This is a genomic window from Curtobacterium sp. GD1 (assembly GCF_020882855.1).
GTDB lineage: Bacteria > Actinomycetota > Actinomycetes > Actinomycetales > Microbacteriaceae > Curtobacterium.
Map to the genome: position 1 here is coordinate 20,031 of NZ_JAFEVQ010000012.1, position 23,138 is coordinate 43,168.

General features: G+C 72.1%; 21 protein-coding genes. 8 read left to right on the top strand and 13 right to left on the bottom strand.

Features of this window, described 5'->3' with window-relative positions; all coding sequences use genetic code 11:
* Nucleotide 1 precedes the first annotated feature (1 nt).
* Nucleotides 2–643 carry a TetR/AcrR family transcriptional regulator gene (locus JSX79_RS08370; protein WP_229085804.1) on the top strand — a complete coding sequence of 214 codons (642 nt, stop codon included), beginning with the start codon at nt 2–4 and terminating at the stop codon, nt 641–643.
* Here JSX79_RS08370 and JSX79_RS08375 read toward each other — a convergent pair.
* Nucleotides 636–2,171: an LCP family protein gene (locus JSX79_RS08375; RefSeq protein WP_229085805.1), complete on the bottom strand. Its 1,536-nt coding sequence runs from the start codon at nt 2,169–2,171 to the stop codon at nt 636–638. The two genes, JSX79_RS08370 and JSX79_RS08375, sit on opposite strands and share 8 nt — an antisense overlap.
* A 138-nt stretch (nt 2,172–2,309) precedes the next feature.
* Complete coding sequence (locus JSX79_RS08380; RefSeq protein WP_083295113.1) at nt 2,310–3,656, bottom strand: MFS transporter; 1,347 nt, start codon at nt 3,654–3,656, stop codon at nt 2,310–2,312.
* A 60-nt stretch (nt 3,657–3,716) separates the two neighbouring features.
* Here JSX79_RS08380 and JSX79_RS08385 point away from each other — a divergent pair, with 60 nt between their 5' ends.
* Genes JSX79_RS08385 through JSX79_RS08395 form a run of 3 tightly spaced genes read left to right on the top strand, consistent with a single transcriptional unit; the run spans nt 3,717 to nt 8,266 of the window.
* On the top strand, nt 3,717–6,011 hold the full coding sequence (locus JSX79_RS08385; protein WP_374475118.1) for an FAD-dependent oxidoreductase: 2,295 nt from the start codon (nt 3,717–3,719) through the stop codon (nt 6,009–6,011).
* 45 nt (nt 6,012–6,056) lie between these two features.
* Nucleotides 6,057–7,463 (top strand): hypothetical protein, encoded by a 1,407-nt coding sequence (locus tag JSX79_RS08390; protein WP_229085807.1) that lies wholly within the window; start codon nt 6,057–6,059, stop codon nt 7,461–7,463.
* Nucleotides 7,464–7,489: 26 nt separating this feature from the next.
* The gene (locus tag JSX79_RS08395) at nt 7,490–8,266 is read left to right on the top strand and encodes an IclR family transcriptional regulator (RefSeq protein WP_229085808.1); all 777 of its coding nucleotides are present in this window, start codon (nt 7,490–7,492) and stop codon (nt 8,264–8,266) included.
* A gap of 93 nt (nt 8,267–8,359) precedes the next feature.
* Here the strand turns inward: JSX79_RS08395 and JSX79_RS08400 are convergent, their stop codons facing one another.
* Together JSX79_RS08400 and JSX79_RS08405 are read right to left on the bottom strand one after the other, a co-directional pair.
* Complete coding sequence (locus tag JSX79_RS08400) at nt 8,360–9,010, bottom strand: GntR family transcriptional regulator (protein ID WP_229085809.1); 651 nt, start codon at nt 9,008–9,010, stop codon at nt 8,360–8,362.
* Nucleotides 9,011–9,022: 12 nt separating this feature from the next.
* On the bottom strand, nt 9,023–11,149 hold the full coding sequence (locus JSX79_RS08405) for an efflux RND transporter permease subunit (protein ID WP_229085810.1): 2,127 nt from the start codon (nt 11,147–11,149) through the stop codon (nt 9,023–9,025).
* Between the two features lie 76 nt (nt 11,150–11,225).
* Here JSX79_RS08405 and JSX79_RS08410 point away from each other — a divergent pair, with 76 nt between their 5' ends.
* Both JSX79_RS08410 and JSX79_RS08415 read left to right on the top strand, forming a co-directional pair.
* Nucleotides 11,226–11,648 (top strand): MarR family winged helix-turn-helix transcriptional regulator, encoded by a 423-nt coding sequence (locus tag JSX79_RS08410; RefSeq protein ID WP_070417245.1) that lies wholly within the window; start codon nt 11,226–11,228, stop codon nt 11,646–11,648.
* 63 nt (nt 11,649–11,711) lie between these two features.
* Nucleotides 11,712–12,926 carry an LCP family protein gene (locus JSX79_RS08415; protein ID WP_229085811.1) on the top strand — a complete coding sequence of 405 codons (1,215 nt, stop codon included), beginning with the start codon at nt 11,712–11,714 and terminating at the stop codon, nt 12,924–12,926.
* Nucleotides 12,927–12,990: 64 nt separating this feature from the next.
* On the opposite strand, the gene JSX79_RS18500 is transcribed toward JSX79_RS08415, so the two are convergent.
* From JSX79_RS18500 to JSX79_RS08460, 8 genes are all read right to left on the bottom strand, one after another.
* Nucleotides 12,991–13,674, bottom strand: a complete 684-nt coding sequence (locus JSX79_RS18500; protein ID WP_071296419.1) for a transglycosylase family protein — start codon at nt 13,672–13,674, stop codon at nt 12,991–12,993.
* A 335-nt stretch (nt 13,675–14,009) separates the two neighbouring features.
* Entirely contained in the window at nt 14,010–15,161 is a 1,152-nt protein-coding gene (gene rlmC, locus JSX79_RS08430) for a 23S rRNA (uracil(747)-C(5))-methyltransferase RlmC (protein WP_229085812.1), read from the bottom strand.
* 37 nt (nt 15,162–15,198) lie between these two features.
* Entirely contained in the window at nt 15,199–16,173 is a 975-nt protein-coding gene (locus JSX79_RS08435) for a hypothetical protein (RefSeq protein ID WP_070417248.1), read from the bottom strand.
* Nucleotides 16,170–17,300 carry a glycosyltransferase gene (locus JSX79_RS08440; protein ID WP_229085813.1) on the bottom strand — a complete coding sequence of 377 codons (1,131 nt, stop codon included), beginning with the start codon at nt 17,298–17,300 and terminating at the stop codon, nt 16,170–16,172. The genes JSX79_RS08435 and JSX79_RS08440 overlap by 4 nt, the downstream gene beginning before the upstream one ends.
* A complete protein-coding gene (locus tag JSX79_RS08445) occupies nt 17,297–18,433 on the bottom strand; it encodes a glycosyltransferase (RefSeq protein WP_229085814.1) in 1,137 nt (378 codons plus the stop codon). The genes JSX79_RS08440 and JSX79_RS08445 overlap by 4 nt, the downstream gene beginning before the upstream one ends.
* Nucleotides 18,434–18,504: 71 nt before the next feature.
* Nucleotides 18,505–19,383, bottom strand: coding sequence for an SMP-30/gluconolactonase/LRE family protein (locus JSX79_RS08450; protein WP_229085815.1), 879 nt, complete (start codon nt 19,381–19,383; stop codon nt 18,505–18,507).
* Between the two features lie 25 nt (nt 19,384–19,408).
* Nucleotides 19,409–20,068, bottom strand: coding sequence for a FadR/GntR family transcriptional regulator (locus tag JSX79_RS18650; RefSeq protein WP_229085816.1), 660 nt, complete (start codon nt 20,066–20,068; stop codon nt 19,409–19,411).
* Nucleotides 20,065–20,787 (bottom strand): SDR family oxidoreductase, encoded by a 723-nt coding sequence (locus JSX79_RS08460; protein ID WP_229085817.1) that lies wholly within the window; start codon nt 20,785–20,787, stop codon nt 20,065–20,067. The genes JSX79_RS18650 and JSX79_RS08460 overlap by 4 nt, the downstream gene beginning before the upstream one ends.
* A 60-nt stretch (nt 20,788–20,847) precedes the next feature.
* On the opposite strand from JSX79_RS08460, the gene JSX79_RS08465 reads away from it, so the two are divergent.
* On the top strand, nt 20,848–21,666 hold the full coding sequence (locus tag JSX79_RS08465; protein ID WP_229085864.1) for an SDR family NAD(P)-dependent oxidoreductase: 819 nt from the start codon (nt 20,848–20,850) through the stop codon (nt 21,664–21,666).
* 21 nt (nt 21,667–21,687) lie between these two features.
* On the opposite strand, the gene JSX79_RS08470 is transcribed toward JSX79_RS08465, so the two are convergent.
* On the bottom strand, nt 21,688–22,104 hold the full coding sequence (locus tag JSX79_RS08470; RefSeq protein ID WP_071296432.1) for a MarR family winged helix-turn-helix transcriptional regulator: 417 nt from the start codon (nt 22,102–22,104) through the stop codon (nt 21,688–21,690).
* Between the two features lie 73 nt (nt 22,105–22,177).
* On the opposite strand from JSX79_RS08470, the gene JSX79_RS08475 reads away from it, so the two are divergent.
* On the top strand, nt 22,178–23,122 hold the full coding sequence (locus tag JSX79_RS08475) for a zinc-binding alcohol dehydrogenase family protein (protein ID WP_229085818.1): 945 nt from the start codon (nt 22,178–22,180) through the stop codon (nt 23,120–23,122).
* Nucleotides 23,123–23,138 lie beyond the last annotated feature (16 nt).

The following is a 23,138-nucleotide window of genomic DNA, read 5'->3' on the forward strand; positions in this document are numbered from 1 at the left end:
CATGCGCCCCGAACACACCCCGAAGACCCTTCGACGCACGACGTCGAAAGGACTGGCGACCCGGAGCCGGATCGTCGCCGCCGCGGCCGACCTGATGCTCACGCGCGGCATCTCGGGGACGACGCTCGACGACATCGGCGCCGCCGCCACGGCCGGACGGTCGCAGATGTACCACTACTTCGCCGACAAGCAGGAGCTCGTGCGCGATGTCGTCCGGCAGCAGACCGACGCGATCATCGCGCACCAGGGGCCGGACTACGGCGACCTCACCACGTGGGACGCCTGGCAGCGGTGGCGGGACCGGACGGTCGCGGACGCCGAGGCCGGCGGCTGCGTGGGTGGCTGTCCGCTCGGGTCCCTCGGGACCGAGGTCGCCGAGCGCGACGCCGACACCCGCGACCTCGTCGCCGCCGGCTTCGCCCGCTGGGAGCAGGGGTTCCACGACGGCATCCGCACGATGCGCGAACGCGGGCTGCTCGGACCGGACGCCGACCCCGCCGCGCTGGCGACGACCGTGATGGTGGCATTGCAGGGCGGTCTGCTCCTGGCGCAGGTCCAGCGAGACGTCCGCCCGCTCGCGATCGGGCTCGACACCGCGATCACGACCATCCGCCGGCACGCGACCGGCTCCGGCGTCAGTTGATGCAGACGCCTGCCTTGCCGTAGCTCTTCACGTCGGTCGACGACGGCTTCGGCTCGGGCGCGGCGGGCTTCGAGGCCGCGGGCTTCGAGTCCGCAGCGCCGGAACCGGTCGAACCGGCATCGGACGAACCGGAGCCGGCAGCGGGGCTCGAGGCGGCACCACCGGCAGCGGCGACCGGGGTCACCGTCTTGCCGTCCGACCCGAGCACCAGCGTCACGCCGGTGACCGCGTTCGTCCGCACCGCGACGGCACCGGGCACGACGGCCGCGACCGCCTTCGCCTGCTTCTCCATGCCGGCCGGGTACTGCACCTGGGTCGTCTTCGTCAGGTCGGAGGACCCGGGTGCACCGACCTGGAAGCCGCGCGCGGTGAGGACGGTCCCGGCGGCTCCTGCGGCACCCGTGACACCGCTGCCGTTCAGCACGGTGACCGAGGTGCTCGCCGGCTGAGCGCGCCCGGCCTTGCTGTACTCCGCGGGCTCACCGACGAGGCCCTGCACGAAGGCCGGCAGCCCGACGGTGTCGACCTCGACGATCGACAGCGGCGAGCCGTTGACGGTGATCGTCGGGGTACCGAGCGTGGGGATCGTCGCCGACTGGATGTTGCCCGGGCGCAGGTTCCGCATCTGGGTCGCCAGGTTGACCAGGTCGGTGTCGGTCTGGATCGAGCCGCCGACCGCCTTGAGGATGTTGCCCATCTTGATCGGGTTGAGCAGCGTCCCCGCGGAGAGCACCTTGCGGGCCTCCTGCGAGAGGAAGTACTGCTGCCGGACGTTGCGGTCGAGGTCCCCGTTGGGCAGCCCGTGCCGCTGTCGGACGAAGGACAGCGCCTGCTTCGCGTCGAGGGTGGACTTGCCCTTCGGCAGGTTCACGCCCGAGTACGGGTCGTTGACGGCGTTGTTGAGGCAGACGTCGACCGGCCCGAGCTCCTTGACCACCTGGTAGAAGCCGAGCAGGGAGACGCGCACGTAGTGGTCGATCGTCAGGCCGCTGAGGTTCTGGATCGTCTTGATGAGCAGCTTCGCGCCCCCGGTGTCCCCGCCGCCGTTGAGGGTGCCGAAGTAGAACGCGCTGTTGAGCTTGCCCTTGCCGACTCCCGGGATGTCGACGTACGAGTCGCGCGGGAACGAGATCATCGTCGCCTGCGAGCCGTCCTCGTTGATGTGCAGGACGATCATCGTGTCGGTGTTCGTCGCACCGCCGTCCGACTCGGTGCTGAGCTCCGCCATCTCCTCCGGCGTCGCGTTGTCCGGGCGGTGGTCGTCGCCGACCAGCAGGATGTTCTGCGCCTGGCCGTCGACGTCGTCCTTCGTCGCGGTGCTCCCGGTGATCGCGTTGATCTTGGTGACGCCGTTCGACAGCGATCCGTAGGCGTACGCGGCGTAGCCGCCGCCGAGCAGGAGGGCCATCGTGAGCACGCCCGCGACGGCAGGCAGGACCACCCCGCCACGTCGCTTCTGGCGGCCGTGCCGCGGTGGCGTGAAGCCGCGGCGGCCACGACCGGTCGTCTGCTCGGGCTCGTTCGTCACCCGGAAACCATAACGGGCGTGTGTGCCGACAACATCAAACCGCCCTGGCAGGTCGCCGCGATCCCGCCGTGACCCACCGGCGGACGGGAGGCGCGGTGCCAGCTGGCACCGCGCCTCCCGTCCGTGTTCGGTCGCGTCTCAGGACGCGAGCTTGCCCTTGTTGGTCTCCCGCGCCCGCAGCACCGTGATCCCGGTGATCGCCGCGGCCGCCATCACGTAGAACGCCGGCGCGAACGTGTTGCCCGTCGCCGTGATCAGCCAGGTGGCGAAGTACGGCGTGATCCCGCCGAAGAGCGCGACGCTGATGTTGTACGCGATGCCCATCGACCCGTAGCGGATCGCCGTCGGGAAGAGCTCGGCCATCGCAGCGCTCACGGCACCGTCGAAGGCCGCCATGAACAGCCCGAGGAGCACCATCGCGCCGGCGGCAGCCCAGAAGTTGCCGGCGTTCATGAGCATGAGCGTCGGGTAGGTGAGCACGAGGAAGCCGCCGCAGCCGGCGAGCATCACGGGCTTCCGGCCGATCTTGTCCGAGAGCAGCCCGAAGAACGGCACGAGTCCGGCGATCACGATGAACCCGATGACGACCACGCCGTACGACACGAGCGGCGAGTAGCCGAGGTCGGCCTGCAGGTACGACGGCATGAACGTCTGCAGGATCCAGTGCCCGACGGCCTTGAGGACGACGAACCCGACGCAGAAGAGCAGTGCCTTCCACCCGGTGCGGAGCGATCGCCGGAGCGGGTTCTTCGCGAGGTCGCCCTTGGCCTTGAGCGCGCGGAACTCCGGGGTGTCCTCGAGCTTCGAGCGGAGGTAGAGCCCGACGAGCCCGAGCGGCAGCGCGATGAGGAACAGCACGCGCCAGCCCCACGACTCGAGGGCGCCGTCGCCCGCGATCGCCGTGAACAGGAACACCAGGCCGCCACCCACGATGAACGCCGCGAAGCCGAAGACGTCGATGAAGCTCGTGACGAAGCCGCGTCGGTTCGAGGGCGCGGACTCGGCGAGGAGCGTGGTCGCCCCCGCTCCCTCACCACCGGCGGCGAAGCCCTGCACGAGCCGCACCACGACGAGGAGGATCGGCGCCAGCAGCCCGACGCTTTGGTAGGTCGGCAGGATGCCCATCACCGCGGTCGCGCCGCTCGTGATGAGGATGACCGTCGCGAGGGTCGTCTTCCGGCCCACCCGGTCGCCGAGCGAGCCCCAGAAGAGTCCACCGAGCGGACGCATCACGAACCCGGCGCCGAACACGGCGAAGGCCGAGAGCAGCGCGACCTGCGGGTCCCCCTGCTTGAAGAAGTACAGCGAGATGACCGTCGCCAGGGTGCCGTAGAGGCCGAAGTCGAACCACTCCACGAAGTGGCCGACGCCAGCCGCCACGATCACCTTCCGCATGCTCCGGCGGCGGGCGTCGTCGCCGAACACGTCCGGGACGGGGGCGTTGGCGGCGTCGGCGCTGGTGCGCGTCTGGGTTCCGTCGCTCATGGGGAGACCTCACACTTCGTTGTCGAGAGTTGGTTGACGATAGCACTCGCCGGGCACACTTTGCCACACAGTGGGAAAGTCTCGCCAGCAAGTGATACCGTCGCCGCCATGCAGTCCCGTGAACAGCACCACGACGTCGTGGTCGTCGGAGGTGGCCTCGCCGGTGTGAGCGCCGCCGTCGCCGCCGCCCGCCTCGGCTCCAGCGTCGCCCTCGTCACCAACCGCCCGGTCCTCGGCGGGAACTCCTCGAGCGAGATCCGCGTGTGGGTCGTCGGCGCCACCGCCCACGGCACGCAGCGGTTCGCCCGCGAGACCGGGATCATGGGCGAGCTGTTCCTCGAGAACCAGTACCGGAACCCGCAGGGCAACGCGATCTACTGGGACCAGGTCGTGCTCGACCTCGTGCGCGCCGAGCCGAACGTCCACCTGCACCTCAACACCGACGTGCGGACCGTGACGACGGTGGACGACGAGACCGGCGCACCGCGCATCGCGTCCGTCACCGGCTGGACGATGGGCTCCGAGATCGAGACGACGTTCACCGCCCCGGTGTTCCTCGACTGCACGGGAGACGGGCTCGTCGGCGCCCTCGCCGGGGCGTCGTACCGGATCGGGCGCGAGGGCCGCGACGAACACGGCGAGGAGTGGGCGCCCGAACAACCGGACGACGAACTCCTCGGCAGCTCGATCTTCTTCTCCACGCACGACACCGGCCGCCCGGAGAAGTTCGTGCCGCCGTCGATCGCGAAGGACCTCAGCACGACGCCGATCCTGGCGAACCGGGCGATCAAGACCGGGGACAACGGCTGCAACTACTGGTGGATCGAGTGGGGCGGCGAGCTCGACACCGTCACCGAGAACGAACGGATCCGCGACGAGCTGTGGGGCGTCGTCTACGGCATCTGGGACCACATCAAGAACTCCGGCGCGTTCGACGCCGACTCGCTCACCCTCGACTGGGTCGGCGCGATCCCGGGCAAGCGGGAGTACCGACGGTTCGTGGGCGACCACACCCTCACCCAGCAGGACCTCCTCTCGCAGCGGACCTTCCCGGACACGGTCGCGTTCGGCGGGTGGTCGATCGACCTGCACCCGGTCGAGGGCGTCTACGCCGAGACCGCCGGGGCGCAGCAGCGGTACACGGACGGCACGTACGACATCCCGTTCCGCTCCCTCTACTCGGCGGACGTCGCCAACCTGCTCTTCGCCGGCAGGAACATCTCCGCGTCGCACGTCGCGTTCGGGTCGACCCGCGTCATGGCCACCTGCGCCACCCAGGGCCAGGCCGCGGGGACCGCCGCGCACCTCGCCGCCCGCCACGGCTTCACGCCGCGCGAGCTCGGCACCGACCACGTCGCGATGCTGCAGCAGACGCTCCTCCGCGAGGACGCGCCGCTCATCGGCGTCCGGGCCCACGACGGGGCGGACCTCGCCCAGCGCGCCCGGATCAGCGCGAGCAGCGAACTCGTCCGGCTCGACACCACCCCGTGGGCGACCGAGGACACCTTCGCGCTCGACCGCGACGCGGCGCTGGTCGTGCCGGTCGACCCCGTGCTCGGTTCCGTCGCGTTCCGGACCGTCGCCGACCACGACACCGACGTCACGATCGAGCTCTGGACCACGGGCCGGCCGCAGAACTACGCCCCGATCGCGCACGTCTCGACGCACACCGCGCGCGTCCCCGCCGGGGCGGGCGAGGCGGTCGTCGACCTCGGGTTCCGGCCGGACGAGCCGTGCAACGCCGTGGTCGTGGTCCGCCGGACCCCCGGCGTGCGCCTGGTCCTCACCGACGGGCACCCGTACGGCGTCCTCGCGCTCCGCGCCCGCACGGCCGACGACGAGCAGTTCGACGACCACATCCCCGAGGAGGCCGACCAGCCGGTCACCGACTGGGAGGCGCGGGCCCTGCGCGGACGCTCCTTCGCGTTCACCGCAGCCGACGCGTCGGACGCGTGGCGCGCCTCCCGGGTCGCCGACGGCTACCAGCGCCCCTTCGGCGGACCGCACCTGTGGTCGTCGGAGCCGGACGACGGCGCGGCGACCCTCACCCTCGACTGGGCGGAGCCCGTCGACGTCCGCGAGGTCCGCATCGTCTGGAACGACGACGTCGACGCCGACCTCATCAACCTGCACCACCACCGCACGCCGTGGGACGCGGTCCCGACCCTGGCCCGCGACTACCGGATCGAGGCGTGCGTCGACGGATCGTGGCAGGGACTCGCGACCGTCACCGACAACCGGCACCGGCACCGCGTGCACGACGTCGCGCCGACGCGGACCGCCTCGCTCCGCGTCGTCGTGACCGCCACGAACGGTTCACCGTTCGTGTCGGCGAGCGCCGTGAAGGTCTACTGACCCACCGCACCACCCGCAGCACCACCACGATCAAGGGAGATCGCCATGCGCCTGCGCGCACTGACCATCGCGACGGCCGTCGCACTGTCGCTCACCACCGTCGGGGTCGTCGGGCCGCCGGCCGTCGCGTCCGGCACCGCGGTCGCCGCCGTCACCGCGAGCATCCAGGCGAACCCGGGGAACTCGACGTCGCCCACCGCCACCGCGCACACGGTGTCGGTCAACGGGACCGCCGTGCCGGTCAAGGCCGAGTCCGTGAGCGGCACCTCGCACGACGTCGCGATGTTCGCGAAGGGGACGGGCACCGCGACGGTCAGCGTCACGATGCCCGGCCTCGCCGCGTCGGCCACCCCGGTCGTCACGCCCCGGACGCTCGGGATCGCCACGACCCGGGCCGGCGACACCGTGACCTTCACGATCCGCGACGCGCACCCGCTCGTCATCGAGGCCCCCGGCGTCCGCGCACTGTTCCTCTTCGTCACGCCGTCGGAGACCGCGGTACCGTCCGCGTCGGACCCCGACGTGCTGTACTTCGGGCCCGGCGAGCACGACGCCGGCGTGATCCGCCCGGTGTCGGGCCAGACGGTCTACCTCGCGCCGGGTGCCCTCGTGCACGGTCGCATCGACGGCGACGGCGTCACCGGCGTGCACGTGCTCGGGCGCGGGATCCTCGACGCCGGCTCGGACACGTCGCGGACCGACAAGACGATGGCGATCCGCTTCCACGACAGCTCGGACATCACGGTGTCCGGCATCGGCGTCCGCAACGCCCAGTGGTGGCAGACGCTGTACATCCGCTCCTCGGGCATCCACGTGTCATGGCTGAACCTGATGGGCACGCTCATCAACAACGACGGCATCGACACCGACGGCGTGCAGGACATGACGGTCGAGCACAACTTCGTGATGAGCGGTGACGACGGGTTCGGCTGGCACGCCCTCGACGCGGCCACGAACGGCGAACCGGAGACCCGTGGGCTGCACGCGACCGACACCACGTTCTGGAACGTCACCGGCGGCAACCCCGTCCGGTTCGGCTCGTCCATGGAGACCGAGGTCTTCACCGACGTCTCCATCACGCAGTCGTACGTCCTCCGCGCGAAGGAGGTCGCCCTGAAGTTCGACGTCCAGGACTGGGCGACGGTCTCCGACGTCACCGTGGACGGCTTCCACGTGGAGTCGCAGCCCGTCGGCAAACAAGCCATCGTGCTGCAGGTGCTCAAGGGCCAGTACTCGAACGACACCGGGTACCGCGACGAGCGGGGCAGGATCACGGGCATCACGATCCGCGACTTCACCGACGTCACGGCCGACACGGTGACGCTGTCCGGGTGGGACGCGACGCACGGGGTGTCGGACGTCGCCCTCGAGGACGTCGTGCTCGGCGGCGCACCCCTCACCACGGCACAGGTGCGGACGAACCAGTTCGTCAGCGGTGTCACGGTGTCCTGATCGACTCCACGGGACAGAATGGGCGGATGGCCACCACCCCTCCGAACCAGAGCATCGAGCGCGCCGCGGCGGTCCTCGGCGCGCTCGGTGCCGCCGACGGGGCGATGCGCGCCTCCGACATCGCACGGGCGATCGGCCTCGGCACGTCGACGACCGGGCGGCTCCTCGCCACGCTCGAGTCGCTCGAGTACGTGCGACGCGACCCCGAGTCGCAGGGGTACTCCGTCGGACGGGCCGTCCTCGAGCTCGCCAGCCAGGGGCTCAACCACAACCCCGTCCACCGCGAGAGCCGGGCCGCCGCGCAGGAGCTCGCGCACCGCATCGGCCTCACCGCGAACGTCGGGGTGCAGGACGACGCGGCCTGCATCTACCTCTGCCACTTCGAGGGCGCACTCGCTCCGAAGTCGCACACCATGATCGGCATGCGGCAGCCGCTGCACGCCTCGGCGCTCGGCAAGGCGCTCATGCTCGACCTGTCACAGGCCGAGCGGGAGGCGCTGCTCGGCGCGGACCTCGCGCGCTACACGGACCACACGATCACGTCGCACGACGCGCTGACGGCGGACCTCGAGGCCTCCGCGAAGCGCGGCTGGTGCGTCGAGAACCAAGAGGTCGCGCTCGGCCGGTTCTGCATCGCGGCACCGATCCGGAACGCGTCGGGGCGCATCGTCGCGGCGCTGTCGATCTCCGGGCGGGTGACGCAGCTGCGGGACCGCGACACCGCGTCGCTCGCCGAGGACCTCATCGAGGTGGCCGACCGCATCAGCGTCGGCCTCGGCATGATCAGCGCGGTCGCGCACTGACGGACGGGAGGGACGGTGCGGGCCCGCACCGTGCCTCCCGGCCGTCAGGTGGTCGCGCCGGTCGCGCTCGTCGCGCCGGTCGCGCTCGTCGCGTCAGTCGCGCGACGGCAGCAGGTGGATCGCCTCCATGGCGAGCTCCGCGGCGATCGGGTCCTTCGCGACGACGGCGGCCTTGAGCTTCGCGAGCTCCGGCAGCACGACCTCGGCCGGCACCAGCTCGGCCAGCTCCGGCACCCGCAGCTTGAACGCGAGCCCGTCCGTCGTCGCCTTGCAGAGCTGCTCGAGCGACGGGTTGCCGCAGTGGTCGGCCCACATCGCGTAGATGTCCGCGCCGTGCTGGGCGACCTCGCCCTGGTGCCGGGCCTCGACCTGCGCCGTGACGTCGTCGAGGGTCTTCACGACCTTCTTGCGCTGCGCGTCCGTGAAGCGCGGCGTCGCGAGGCGGGCGACACCGCCGTAGATCACGCCGAGCGTGCGGTAGGCGTCGAGGAGCTCGTCCTTCGTCGGGGCGGCGACGCGGGTGTACCGGTTCGGCGCCATCTCGATGAGTCCGGCGCGGGCGAGCTCGGCGAGGGCTTCACGGATGGGGGTGCGGGAGACACCGAGCCAGGCGATGAGGTCGTCGTCGTTGAGCCGTTCGCCCGGCTCGAGGGTGCCGTCCATGATCGCGTCCCGGATCTTGTCCTGCACGGTGTCACGGAGGAGCTTCCGCTCGGCGGCGGGCTGCGTCGAAGGAACTGGCATGCGCCCAGCGTGTCACATGTGATGGGCCGGACGCGACAGGCGCGACGGCCACCAGGCCCGACGCCCGAGGTCGTACGCCAGCGCCGGGACGAGCAGCGAGCGGACGACGATCGTGTCGAGCAGCACGCCGAAGGCGACCACGAACGCGATCTGCACGAGGAACAGGATCGGGATCACGCCGAGCGCCGCGAACGTCGCCGCGAGGACGACCCCGGCCGAGGTGATCACGCCGCCCGTGACCCCGAGCCCGCGCAGGACGCCCTCGTGCGGACCGTGCCGCAGGGCCTCCTCGCGCACCCGGGTCATGAGGAAGATGTTGTAGTCCACGCCGAGCGCCACGAGGAACACGAACGAGTACAGCGGGACGCTCGGGTCGGCCCCGGGGAAGTGGAACACGTGGTCGAACACGAGGGCACCGACGCCGAGCGCCGCGGCGAAGGACACGATGACGCTGCCGATGAGCACGAGCGGCGCCACGATGCTCCGGAGCAGCAGCATCAGGATGAGCAGGATGACCGCGAGCACCACGGGGATGATCAGCGTGCGGTCCCGGATGCCGGTGTCGTTCGTGTCGACGGCGGTCGCGGTCGCGCCACCGACGATCGCGCCGGGGTCCACCCGCTCGACCGCCGTGCGGAGGGCACGCACGGTCTGCTCGGCGGCGTCGGAGTCGGCCGGGTCGGACAGGGTGGCCTCGAGGAGGACGTCGCCGCGGGAGACGGTCGGGGTCGCACCGGTGGTGCCACCCGGGCTGCCGCTCGTCGTCACGGGGACGGTGCCGGACGGTGCGTCCTTCGCGGCCGCCACGACGCTGTCCACGCCGTCCACGCCGGTGATCGCGGCGGCGAGCTCGTCGGTCCTCGACGCGGCGCCGATGACCTGGGCCGGGCTGCCGGACCCGCCCGGGAAGTGGTCCGCGAGCACGTCCTGACCGTCGCGCGCCTGCGAGCTCCCGATGACCAGGTCGCTCTGCGGGACGCCGTCGGCCTTGAGTCCGACGAGGCCGGTACCCATCGCGAGGAGCCCGACGGTGCACACGATCCAGACGATCCGGGAGCGGCGCGCCACGAGGCGGCCCACCCGTGCCCAGAGCCCGCGGGCGTCGGGCCCGGTGAGGACGGGGTGCGCGCTGCCGTACTTCGGGCGGAGCGGCCAGAACGCCGCGCGCCGGAACGCCAGCAGGAGCGCGGGCAGCAGGGTGAGCGCGGCGAGGAGGCTGAACGCGATGCCGATGGCCGCGACGGGACCGAGCGCCTTGTTCGAGTTGAGGTCGGAGAGCAGCAGGCAGAGCACGCCGACGATCACGGTCCCGCCCGAGGCGAGGATCGGCTCGAGGCTCCCCCGCAGGGCGGCCTTCGTCGCGTCCCACCCGGTGCGGTGGTCGCGCAGTGCCTCGCGGAAGCGTGCGGTGTAGAGGAGCGCGTAGTCGGTCGCGGCGCCGATGACGAGGATGGACAGGATCCCCTGTACCTGGCCGTTCACGGTCACGATGTCGGCCTTGGCGAGCCACCACACGACGAGGATCGACGCGCACAGGGCGAACGTCGCGGTACCGAGCACGAGGATCGGCAGGAGCGGTGAGCGGTAGACGATGATGAGGATCACGAAGACCGCGGCGAGCGCCACACCGAGCAGCAGCCCGTCGATGCCCGCGAAGGCCTCGGTGAGGTCGGCGGTGAAGCCCGCCGGACCCGTGACGTAGCCCTGCACCCCCGACGGCAGAGCATCCTCGACGTCGGCGCGGACGGCCTCGACGGCGTCACCGGTGTCCGCGCTCTGGGTCAGCGTGGCGACGATCTCGACCGCGTCGCCGTCCTCGCTCGGGATCACCGGGCTGACGCCCTGCACGTCGTCGCGGTCCCCGAGCCGGTCGGCCAGGGTGGTCGCGGCGCGCTGGTCCGCAGCCGTCAGGCCGCCGTCGCGCTCGAGCACGATGATCGCCGGGGCGCCCGACGCCTGCCGGAACTCGGACGCGCGTTCCTGCACCTTGGTGGCGTCCGCCGATGCCGGCAGGAACGACGTCTGGTCGTTCGTGGACACCTCGGAGATCTTGCCGAAGAAGGGACCGCCGACGGAGGCGATCGCGAGCCAGACCACGATGACGAGCGCGGGGAGGACGATGCGGAGGAAGCGGGACACGTCCGTGAGCGTACTCCAATCGTCAGCATGCTGATTACTAGAGAGGTCGAAGGAACGGGATCCGTAGACTCGGAGCATGGACGACACCCCCGACGCATGGCCGCTGGGGCGCCTCCTCTCCGCCGCTGCCCGGGCGATCGAACGGGACTGGGACGAGCGTCTGCGTGCGATCGGCCTCCCGCACGCGGCGCTCATCGCGATCGACATCCTCGTGCGGACCGGCCCGACCGGCGCGGACACCCTGGCCCGGACGGCACGCGTGCAGCCGCAGACGATGTCCCGCACGCTCGAGCGGATGGAGCGCGACGGCCTCGTCGAACGCTCGCCGCACCCGGACGACCGGCGACGGCGGATCGTCACCGTGACGGAGCACGGGCGCGAGGCGTGGGAGACCGCCCGGCACATCGAGCGTGACGTCCTGCCGGATGATGCCGCACTGCGGGGCGCCCTGACCCTGCTGCTCGAGAAGCATCGACCGAACCGAACACCTAGCGGTTGATATACCACATACGGTAGACTCGCGGAGTCGGTAGCACGACCGACCCGACCCGCAGGAGACCCGATGTCCGAGCGCCGAGCAGCCCGTCAGGCCGCCGAACGAGCCGAAGCAGCCGATGCGGCCGAACTGGCCGAGGCGGCAGCGCAGGCAGCATCGATCGCCGCCGCCGACGCCGGCACCGACGCGGGCACCGACGCCCCCGCACCGCGGGCACCCCGGAGCGGATCGAGCGCCCGCAGGCCCCACAGCAGCGGCTCGAGCCGGAGCGGGAGCCGGGGCAGCAACGGCCGGAAGCGGCGCCGACGCCGCCGGAAGCGCCCGTTCCTCGTCGCCGTCCTCGGCACCGCCGGCTCGCTCGTCGCCGTCGCCACGGTGCTCGCCGTCGTCGCCGGCCTCTTCATCGCCGGCCTCGTCCGCAGCTACGACGCCGACGTCCTCGCCGACCCGTTCCCGACCGGCGCGCGCCCCGCTCCGACCGAGGGCGCGCAGAACATCCTGCTCATCGGATCGGACTCCCGCCAGGGTGCCGACCCAGACGGCGACCGCGCTGCCGGCGGTCGGTCGGACACCCTGATGCTCGCCCACGTCCCGGCCGACAAGCGGGCCGTGTACCTCATGTCGATCATGCGCGACTCGTGGGTCGAGGTCCCCGGCCACGGCACCGCGAAGATCAACGCGGCGTACTCCTGGGGCGGGGTCCCGCTGACGGTCCAGACGGTCGAACGCCTGCTCGACGTGCGCATCGACCACGTCGCCGAGATCGACTTCGCCGGCTTCTCGGGCATGACCGACGCGCTCGGCGGGGTGACGGTGCAGTCACGGACGGCGTTCTCGGCCCGCGGGCACGAGTTCACCGTCGGCGCGAACCACCTTGACGGCGACGCGGCCCTGGCGTTCGTCCGCGAGCGGTACGCCTTCGCCGACGCCGACCACACCCGCGTCCGGAACCAGCAGGCGTTCATGCGCGGGATCGTCGACGGACTCCTCTCGCGCGACACCCTCACGAACCCCGGGCGCGTGCAGGACTTCGTCCGGGCGACGAGCGAGTACCTGTCGGTGGACGCCGGTCTGACCGTCCGCACGATGGTCGACCTCGGCTGGTCCCTGCGTGACGTCCGGCCGTCGGACCTGCGGACGTTCACGATGCCGACCGCGGGCGGCGGGACCTCGGCGGACGGACAGTCCTACGTCGCGGTGAACACCATCGCCGTGCAGTCGCTGTCCCAGGCGCTCCGGTCGAACGACGTCGCCGGGTGGCTGGCCGACAACCCGCAGTAGCCGGACACAGCAGGACGCCCGGTGACCACACGGTCACCGGGCGTCCTGTCGATCGGAGGAACGATCAGGCGGGGAGCTGGAGCTCCTGGCCGGCGTAGATCAGGTTCGCGTCGTCGATGGTCGACGTGTTCGCGGCCCAGAGCTTGTTCCAGCCGCCGTCGATGCGCAGCTTCGTCGCGATGCTGTCGAGGGTCTCGCCCGACACGACCGTGTAGGTCTTGCCGCTCGTCTTGACGGCCGCGGGCTTGCTCGGGGCAGCCGGAGCCGCCTCGGTCGCGGGGGCCGGGGTCGACGGCGCGGCCTGCTGCGGGGCGGCCTGCTGCACCGGCGCCTGCTGCTGCGGGGCAGCCTGCTGGGTCGGGGCGGCGGGAGCCGGAGCGGCGGCCTGCGGGGCGGCGCCGGTCGTGCCGCTCAGCCCGAGCTGGGCGGAGCAGGCCGGCCATGCGCCCCAGCCCTGGGAGGCGAGGACGCGCTCGGCGACGGCGATCTGGGTCGCACGGCTCGCGGAGGCCGGGTTGCCCGTGCCGCCGTTCGCCTGCCAGGTGCCGAGGTTGAACTGGAGGCCGCCGTAGTAGCCGTTGCCGGTGTTGATCGCCCAGTTGCCGCCGGACTCGCACTGCGCGAGGGCGTCCCAGGTCGAGCCGGATGCTGCGTTCGCGGGCGCCGCCGCGAGGCCGACACCCGTCGCGGCGATGCCTGCGAAGGCGAGGCCACCGACGATGGTGCGGGTACGAGAAAGCTTCTTCATGGTTGATTGCTCCACCGGGACCACGGATCGAGAGCCGATCGCCACTGCCCGTCCCGACCGATCGCGGTCGTGTCGTGGGGTGCGCCACCGGGGGCAGTGGTCTCGTGCCGGTGGCGCCTCGGTCGGCCACCATAGGAAACTCTTCACCGTTATCAAACCGAGACAAACGGTTCTACCCGTTGGTGCTAAGTCTCCGAGAGCGGAACCTGTACGCGTGGATCCCCATGGGCATGGTCATCGCGGCGCGCCTGGGTACGCCACCTTGGCAATTCCCTGGCAATGACGGCCAGGAGGCGCATGGCGGCGCCGACCCGCGCCTCCCGTCCGCCGGTCGGTCACCCTCGGGACAGCAGCGTCACCGCTTCCAGGTGGCCGGTCTGCGGGAACATGTCGAGCACCCGCGCGCGCCGCAGGCGCAGCGACGGCATCCGCGCGAGGTCCTTCGCCAGGGTCACCGGGTTGCAGCTCGAGTAGACGACGTGCCGGACGTCCGACTCCTCGAGCCAGGTCGACAGCGTCTCGCCGATCCCGCGCCGCGGCGGGTTGACGACGACGAGCTCGGGGACGGCGTCGGGACGGGCACGGAGCGCGTGCTCGGTCGCGTCGTCCGCGGCGAAGCGGACGCCCTCGAGGCCGGCCTCGCGCGCCGACTGCCCCGCCGACCGGACGGCCTCGCGGCTGGTCTCGATGCCCGTCACCGCGCGACCGGGGCGGGCAGCGTGCAGGGCGAAGCCGCCGACGCCGCAGTAGAGGTCCCACATCGACGCCGGCGCCACCTCGTCGATCCACGCCGAGGCCTGGGCGTACAGCTCGGTGGCCACGTGCGTGTTCGTCTGGAAGAAGCTCTGCGGGCGGAGGTGCATCGTGACGTCACCGAGTCGCATCGAGAGCGTCTCCCGCTCGGTGAGCACGATCTCCCGCTCCCCCTCGGTGACGGCCTTGTGCTCCGGGAGCAGGTTCACGGTGACGACGACGGCGTTCGGCAGCACCCGGTGGAGCGCGTCGAGGTGCTGCCGGAGGCGCACCAGCTGTCCCTCGGAGCGCAGGACGAACCGCACCATGAGCTCCCCGTCCGGCGACTCCGTCACGAGCACGAACTTCAGCTCGCCCCGGCGGGTGGCGACGTCGTACGGGATGAGCCCGGCGTCCGCGATGAACCCGGCCAGGATCGGGAGCGCGTGCTGGATCCCGGGCGTGCAGATGCCGCAGTGCCGCAGGTCCACCCCGCGCTGCCGGTGGTCGAGGATGCCGACCGTCGGGTGCTGGACGGTCCCGCCGACCACCATCTTCGCCTTGTTGCGGTACGCGGACTCGGGGCTGGTGATCGCGGGGAGCCACTCGACCGAGCCCGGACCCCCGGCGGCCTCGACCGCGTCGTGCAGGAGTTCGCGCGTGTGGAGTTCCTTGTCGAGGACCTGCTCGGCGTACGGCTGCCCCATGAGCGTGCACGAGCGGCACACCCCGCGGTCGAAGTAGTCGCACTGCATGGCCGAGTCAGGATACGGCAGCGGCCGCCTGTCGCGATCAGCGCATCAGCCACTCCGCCCAGGCCGCACGGCAGACGCGGTCGGCTCGCGACGCCACGGCACGCGTTTCGTCGCGCTCCGCGGCGGAGGCCGACGAGATCGCGTCGCACCAGGACGACACCGAATCGTCGCCGAGGTAGCGGTCGTCCGGGTAGAGGTCGGCGATGCTCGAACCAGCGGGACCGACCGCGGGCGTCCCGACCTCGAGCGAGCGGATCGCGATGCCGGACTGGAAGAACCGCTTGTAGGGCACGACGACGGCGTCCGCAGTGGCCAGGAGCTCGTCGAGCCGGTCCTCGTCGACGAAGGCGTCCGTCACGGACCACCCGTCGACCTCGGGCCACCGTCGCCCGACGATCTCGAGGCGGTGCGAGTGTCCGATCTCCTGACCGATCCCGGCGAGCAGCGCGAGGTCGCGGTCGGGCTTGAACTGCCCGAGGACCCGGACCACCGGACGGTCGCTCGACATCGACACCGTGTCGGGGACCGCGCGTGGGACGACGGGGTGCGGCAGCAGCTCGGGCTCGGTGCCCGGACAGTCGTCTCGCAGGGCGGTCGCGGCGGTCCCGCTGTGCACGATCAGGCGGACACCACGCGCGAGCGCACCGAACCGACGCGCGACGACGCCGTACCCGCGGGCTCGCACGAGCGGGTGGGGATCGTGCACGACGAGGGCCGCCTCGGCCCGTCGGCCGAGGACGACGCGCATGATCACGCGATCCAGGTGGCCGAGGACCGGCCACGTCACGATGACCCGGGTCCCACCACGACGGCCATCCCGGCGAGCGGCCCACAATGCGAGGAGGTACCGCCGCACCCAGCCGGCACCCGAGCCTCCTGCGACGCTCGGCTCGTGCACGTCGGTGACCGACACCCGTGCTCCGGAGGCGCTGAGTGTCGCAGCCAGTCCGTGGGCGTAGTGGTGCAGCGCACCACCGAGGGTGTTCACCACGATGACGTCGCGTGCACTCATGCGACGACTCCGATCGGGCGGGTCGGCACGTCGGCGACGAGTCGTGCCTGCTGACCGTGCAACCAGGCGTCGGCAGCGAGTCGGCCGTCCCGCTCGGGCAGCGCAGCTCGCACCTGCTCTCGGTCCAGCGGGGCTCGCAGGGCGCTCGTGATCGCTCGCGCGAGTCGCCGGGTGAACGCCGGGGCCGTCGGCGGGACGACGCCGTGACCGTGGTCGCGCAGCCAGCCGGCGAGCCCGGTCTGGTCGGTGGTTACGATCGTCAGGCCAGCGGCGAGGGCTTCCTTGATCGGCAGACCGATCTGCTCCCGCCAGCGTCCGTCGGCGACCGAGGGAGCGACGAGGACCGCAGACGAGCGGACCACGGCGGCAGCGGCGGCGTGTGGGAGTCGTCCCGTCACTCGCCGCGTCGACGGGGACGAGGCGGCCCACTCGGCTGCCAGTGGCTCGAGCGGCCCTGGCCCGATCAGCACGATCGTCGCGCCGGGAACGGTGCGTTCGACGGCGGGCCAGGCATCCATCAGCTCCCGCACGCCCTTGCGCTGCTCCATCGCCCCGACGAACACGCATGTCAGCGGGGTCGGATCGACCGGGGCATCGTCGGGGCGGGGCAGTTCGAGTGTCGACGACTGTTCGATCGCCGCGGTGAACGGGAGGGACGCGTAGGTGGCACGTGCGTCGTCGCTCGCGAACGCGATGCGGTCGATGGTCAATCGAGCAACGGCGCCGACGAGCAGACCCACGAACCGGACGACGACGCCCGGCACCCGGCGACGCCCGCCCACGAGGGTCGCGAGGTCGTTGTTCTCCATCGCGTAGGTGACCACCCGGTGCCGACGACGCCGGATCACCCCCGCAGCGCGGAACCCGGCCGCGAGCAGCACGTGCTTCGGCCAGAACCGCATCCACAGCGGTTCCGGGACCTCGAGCGTGGTGGCCGTGGTGGTCAGGAACCGACGGAGCGCTCCCGTCGAGGTCACTCGCTGGATGCCCGGAGCGAGGTCCGTCCCGGCGAGGTCGTAGTTCACGTCGAGGTAGAGGAGCTCTGCGGGTGTGCCGCGCAGGTGGCGCTCGATGTGGGCGGCCCGCAACTCGGGGACGATCCGCATGCTCCCCACCGATGCGCTCACGCCGCCACCGCCTGGCGGGTCGCGACGCCGGCCTGCTCGGCGAGGGCGTGCTCGTACGCGCCGCAGACGCCCGACCACGTGTACGCCGAGCGGGCCCGGTCACGCACGCTGCCCCGGAGCAGCTCCTGCTCGACGGGGGTGGCGAGCAGGTCGAGGACGGCATCGGCGATCGCGCCGGGGTCGGGCTGGACGAACCGGACGCCGGTGCCGGCGAGGACCTCGCGGTTGTACACGGTGTCGCGGGCCACGGTGGGCGCCCCGCAGTGCATCGCCTGCACGAGGGCCGGGTTCGTCCCGCCGACGCTGTGCCCGTGGAAGTACGCACCGGCGTGCTGCCACAGCGCGAAGAGCCGGTCGTCGTCGGACACGTGGCCGAGCCAGGACACGCCCGGGTTCCGGTCGGCGAGGTCCTGCGCGGCGGCGTCGAGCTCCCCGCCGTAGCCCGTCGACCCGACGATGACGACCGGGTGGCGCTCGGCGATGCGCTCCGCGGCGACGAGGAACTCGGCCACCGTGTTCTCCGGCACGAACCGCGCCACCACGAGGGCGAAGGGTCGCCCGGCGAGGTGCGTGTCGTCGGGGTGCAGCGGCAGGACGTCGGACTCCGTGCCGCCGTAGGGGATCATCACGCCGGAGCGGCCGAACTCGCGACGCCAGTAGTCGCCGATGGCATCGGCGTCGAAGACGAGCCGATCGGCGAACCGTGCGGTGGCCCGGGCGCCGGTCTTGAACACCGCCTTGGCGAGCCGCCCCCACTTCGCGCGCTCCCACTCGATCCCGTCGACGTTGACCACGGTGGGGATGCCGGCGAGCCGCAGGAGCGGGAGCCAGTACCCGTTCGCGCAGTTCATCACGAGCGCGACGTCCGGCCGTCGTCGGATCGTGTCGAGGACGGCGGTCAGGCCGTACGTGAGGGTCGAGAGCGACCGCGACTCGAGGCCACGGGTCGTGCGCCGGGTCACCCGGTGGTCGAGCGACGGATCGTCCACCCGTTCCTGTCCGGGACGGCCGTAGACCGTGACGTCCCAGCCGGCGTCGGCCAGGTGCGGTGCGATGTGCCGCACGGCCGTCTCGAACCCGCCGTAGTAGGACGGGTACCCGCGCGTCCCGATGATCGCCACACGCTTGGACATACCCGCTCCCTCGTTCACCTGATGACTGCAATGATATTCTACATTGCAGTTCCAGGTGACGGAAGAGCGGGTTACTCGGCGGCGGCGTCCCGGGTCGTGGTCGCGATCCGGTAGATCGACGTCGTCGCGGCGAGGAACAGCGTCGTGCCGTCGTCACCGCCGAAGCACAGGTTCGCGGTGACCTCGGGAACCGCGATCTCGCCGAGCCGGGTGCCGTCCGGGTCGAACACGACCACGCCCCGGTGCGACGAGGACCACACGTTGCCGTGCACGTCGACGCGGATGCCGTCCGGGGCGCCCTCGCCGGGCTCCAACCGCGCGAACACCCGACCGTTCTTGAGCAGGTCACCCCGGTCGCCCCGCCGGTCGTACGCCCGGATGACCGGGTCGTCGCCGGACGAGCTCGCGACGTAGAGCACCTGCTCGGTCGGGTCGAACGCCAACCCGTTCGGTTCGTCGAGGTCGGTGGCGACCGGCCGCAGGTCCGCACCGTCCGGGCCGCAGCGGAACACCCAGTGGTCGCCGTACTCCCGCTCGCCCGGGTGCCCCTCGCGCGGCTGGGTGATGCCGTACGCCGGGTCGGTGAACCACACGCTGCCGTCCCGCGCGACGACGACGTCGTTCGGGGAGTTCAACCGGACGCCGTCCCACGCGTCCACGATCGGCGTGACGACCCCGTCCCGGTCGCGCTCGACCCGTCGGTACCCGTGCGAGCACTGCACGACGCTGCCGTCGCGGTCGAGGGTGCGGCCGTTCGTGAACTCGACCCCCTCGGCGTACACCGACGTCTCGCCGGAGTCGGCGTGCCACTGCAGGATGCGGTCGCCCGGGATGTCCGACCACCGCAGGGTCCGGCTCGCGGGGATCCAACAGGGCCCCTCGGCCCAGGTACTGCCCGTCGCGATGCGCTCGACGGCGCCGGGGTCGGGGACGAGATCGGTGAACGACATGTGCTCTCCTTCGAACACCTCGACCCTATTCGCCCGTGCGGTCGATGATCTCGGTCATCGCCCCGGCGGCTCCGTCCGCGTCTCCGTCGGCCACCGCGCGGGCGAGTCGGACGTGCAGGCCGACGTCGTGGAGCCCCGGGCGGATCCCGGCCCGGTCGTCGAGTGCGCGCGCGACCACGCGGTGCAGCCGTCCGTACATCGCGTTCCCGGACAGCTCCAGCACCAGTCGGTGGACCTCGCGGTCTGCCTGGAGGAACGTGGCCGCGTCGTCCGGACCCGTGGCGGCGGCGAGGCGGTCGGCGGCGGCGAGCAGCGCCTCCAGGTCGGCACGGTGCGACGCGTCGGACGCGCGCCCGGCGGCTGCCGCAGCGGCCACCGGCTCGACCGCGCGGCGCAGCGCGCGCAACTCCCCGAGGACGACCCCACGCTCCGGACCGGCGAGCCGCCAGCCGATGACGCGCGGGTCGAGGACGTCCCACTCCGACGCGGGCAGGACCCGGAGCCCGACGCGACGACCGGCGCTGAGGAGGCCGAGGCCGACGAGGACGCGGACGGCCTCGCGGACGATGCTGCGGCTCGAGCCCGTGCGGGTGACGAACCCGTCGATGCTGTCGCGGTGCCCGGTCGGCAGCGATCCGTCGACGACTGCGGCGCCGAGCCCGTCGAGCACCCGGTCGAAGATCACCGCTGGGAGACCGGGCTGACCACGAGCTCGTCGACGCGCATGTGCGACGGGGCCTCGAGCACGAACGAGACCGAGCGGGCGATGTCCTCCGGCTGGAGCATGACCGCGCGTGCGGCCGCGTCCGGCACCGAGGGGCGCTGGTCGAGGAAGTCGGTGGCGACGTCGCCGGGGCACAGGTGGGTCGCTCGGACGCCGTGCCCTGCCTCCTGCTGGTTGAGCGTCCGGACGACGGAGCCGAGCGCGGTCTTCGACGCCGAGTAGGCGACCCCGGCCCCGGGTTGGAACGACCAGCCCGCGTACGACGACACGACGACGACGATCCCGCCGGACTCGCGCAGCGCGGGCAGCGCCGCGTCGACGACCGTGACGACGGCGGTGAGGTTGGTGTCGACGATGGCGCGGAAGTCCGGCAGCGACTGGTCGTCCCACCGACGCGCCGGCCTGTTGAGCCCGGCGGCGAGGACGAGTCCGTCGAGCCGCCCGTACTGGGCGAGCAGGGTGTCGCGGGCCGCGGCGACGGCCTCCGGGTCGTTCGCGTCGAGGGGCAGCACGTCCGCCGTCCCGCCCTCGTCGCGGATCTCGGTCGCGACCGCGGCGAGCCGGTCCGCCCGGCGTCCGCTGAGCACCACCGTCCAGCCGTCGCGGGCGGCCGCACGAGCGCTCGCCGCTCCCATGCCGCTGCCGCCGCCGGTGATCCAGAGCACGCGTGCGTCGTTCATGGGGGAATAGTATGCCTATTGCTGCGACCGACCACGGCCGCACCGACGACGGGAGCGACGATGCACCTCGACCTGACCGACCGCGTGGTCGTCGTGACCGGAGCCGCGCGCGGCATCGGTGCCACGATCGCCGCGCGGTTCCACGCTGAGGGGTGCCGGGTCGTCGCGCTCGACCTGGCGTTCGACGAACCCGCTGCCGCGGACGCGCCCGCCGCCGGGGACGGGGCCGCCGCCGGGGACGAGGCCGCCGCCGGCGCCGCGCTGCCGGTCGACCGGGTGCGCTGCAACGTCGCCGACCCCGAGTCCGTCCGCGCCGCCGTGGACGAGGTCGTCGCCCGGCACGGCACGATCGACGTGCTCGTGAACAACGCCGGCATCAACGTCGAGGGAGTGGTCGCCGACCTGCAGTGGGACGACTGGCGCCGATGCATGGACGTGAACCTCGGCGGGACCTTCCTGATGAGCCAGGCCGTGGCACCCGTGATGCAGGCCGCCGGGCGCGGACGGATCATCAACGCGGCGTCGTTCGCGGCGATCGTGCCGAGTGTCGGGAGCGCTGCCTACGCGGCGTCGAAGTCGGCCGTCGTGGCGTTCACCCGCGTGCTCGCGTCGGAGCTCGGCCCGTGGGACATCACCGTCAACGCGTACGCCCCGGGGATGGTGCCGACGGCGATGAACGGCTTCGCGACGATGCCGGCCGAGGCACAGGACCGTCTGCTCGACACCCTGTCGCTCCGTCGGTGGGAGACGGCCGACGACGTGGCCGACCTGCTCGTGTTCGTGGCGAGCGACGCCGCCGGGTACGTCACGGGGACGCTGCTGGACGTGTCCGGCGGCAAGTTGGCGACCCAGATCCCGGCGCGGGCGCACGGGCGCTGAGTCCAGCGTCACCCGGATCGGTCAGCGCAGCATCCGCTCCAGCAACACCCGCAGCTCCCCCCGCTCCCCCACGGACAACCGGGTGGTCAGGGGCAGCAGCGACTCCCGGATCGCCGCCTCGAGCGATCGGGCGACGTCGAGCCCGGCATCGGTGATGACGACGTCCACCGCCCGGGCATCCTCGGCGTTCGGCACCCGCCCGAGCAGCCCCTTGGCCGACGCGCGCGCCACCAGCCCGGTCATCGTCGACTTCTCGAGGCCGAGGTACTGCGCCAGGTCGCCGATCCGCATCCGCCGGTCACGCAGGATCGCGAGGACACGCAGCTGCGTCAGCGACAGCCCGGCATCCGCCGCGATGCCGGTCAGGGCACCCATCGTCCGGAACGCACTCTCGCCGAGGGCGTCGACGAGCCGCTCGTCCTCCGTCATCTCCTGCATACCGTCAGCCTACTTGACTCACTTCGTGTTACGAACTACTTTGTTCGCAACACGAACCTTTCAGGAGGCAGTCATGCACGCAGCCGTCGTCACCGAGTTCGGCCGGACCCCGGTCTGGCAGGAGTTCACCGAACCCGTCCCCACCGCCGACGAGGTCGTCGTCGACGTCGTCGCCGCCGGACTGCACCCACGGGTGCGGTCCCAGGCCGACGGCTCGCACTACACGAGCGAGGGGGCGCTCCCCCTCGTCCCGGGCGTCGACGCGGTCGGGCGGTTCCCGGACGGGACGCTCCGCTACTTCGCCGTCGCGAGCGACACCCGCGGCACGATGGCCGAACGGGTCGCCGTGGACCCGCGGGCGAGCGTCGTCCTGCCCGAGGGTGCCGACCCGGTGGCGGTCGCCGCCGGCGCGAACCCCGTGATGTCCTCGTGGGTCGCGCTCCGACGCCGCATCGACTTCGCGCCCGGCAGCCGTGTCCTCGTACTCGGCGCGACGGGCGCCTCCGGCTCCGCGGCGGTGCAGGTCGCGAAGCACCTCGGCGCCGAGCACGTCGTCGCGAGCGGACGGGACGTGACCCGACTCGGAGCGCTGCCGTCACTCGGCGCGGACGTCGTGGTCCCGCTCGACGACGTCGACGCCGTCGGTGCGGCAGCCGCGGACGTCGACGTCGTGATCGACTACGTGTGGGGCCAGCCCGCCGCGGAGGTCATGCGCGCACTCGTCACGGCGCGACAGGAGCGCGGACGCCGGCTCGACTGGGTGGCGATCGGCTCCACGGCGGGCCAGGAGGCGCGGATCCCCTCCGCAGCGCTCCGTGCGTCCGGCCTGACCATCGTCGGGAGCGGCCAGGGTTCCGTCGGTCGGGCGGCGTTCGTCGCGGAGCTCCCGGGGATCGTGGCGGCGATCGCCGACGGCACGATCCGGGTGGACGCGACGGCGGTGCGCATGGCGGAGGTCGAGGCGGCCTGGGCCGGACAGGTCGGTGGGTCGACGGGCAGAGTGGTGCTGGAAGCCTGATCCTCGATCGGCCTCC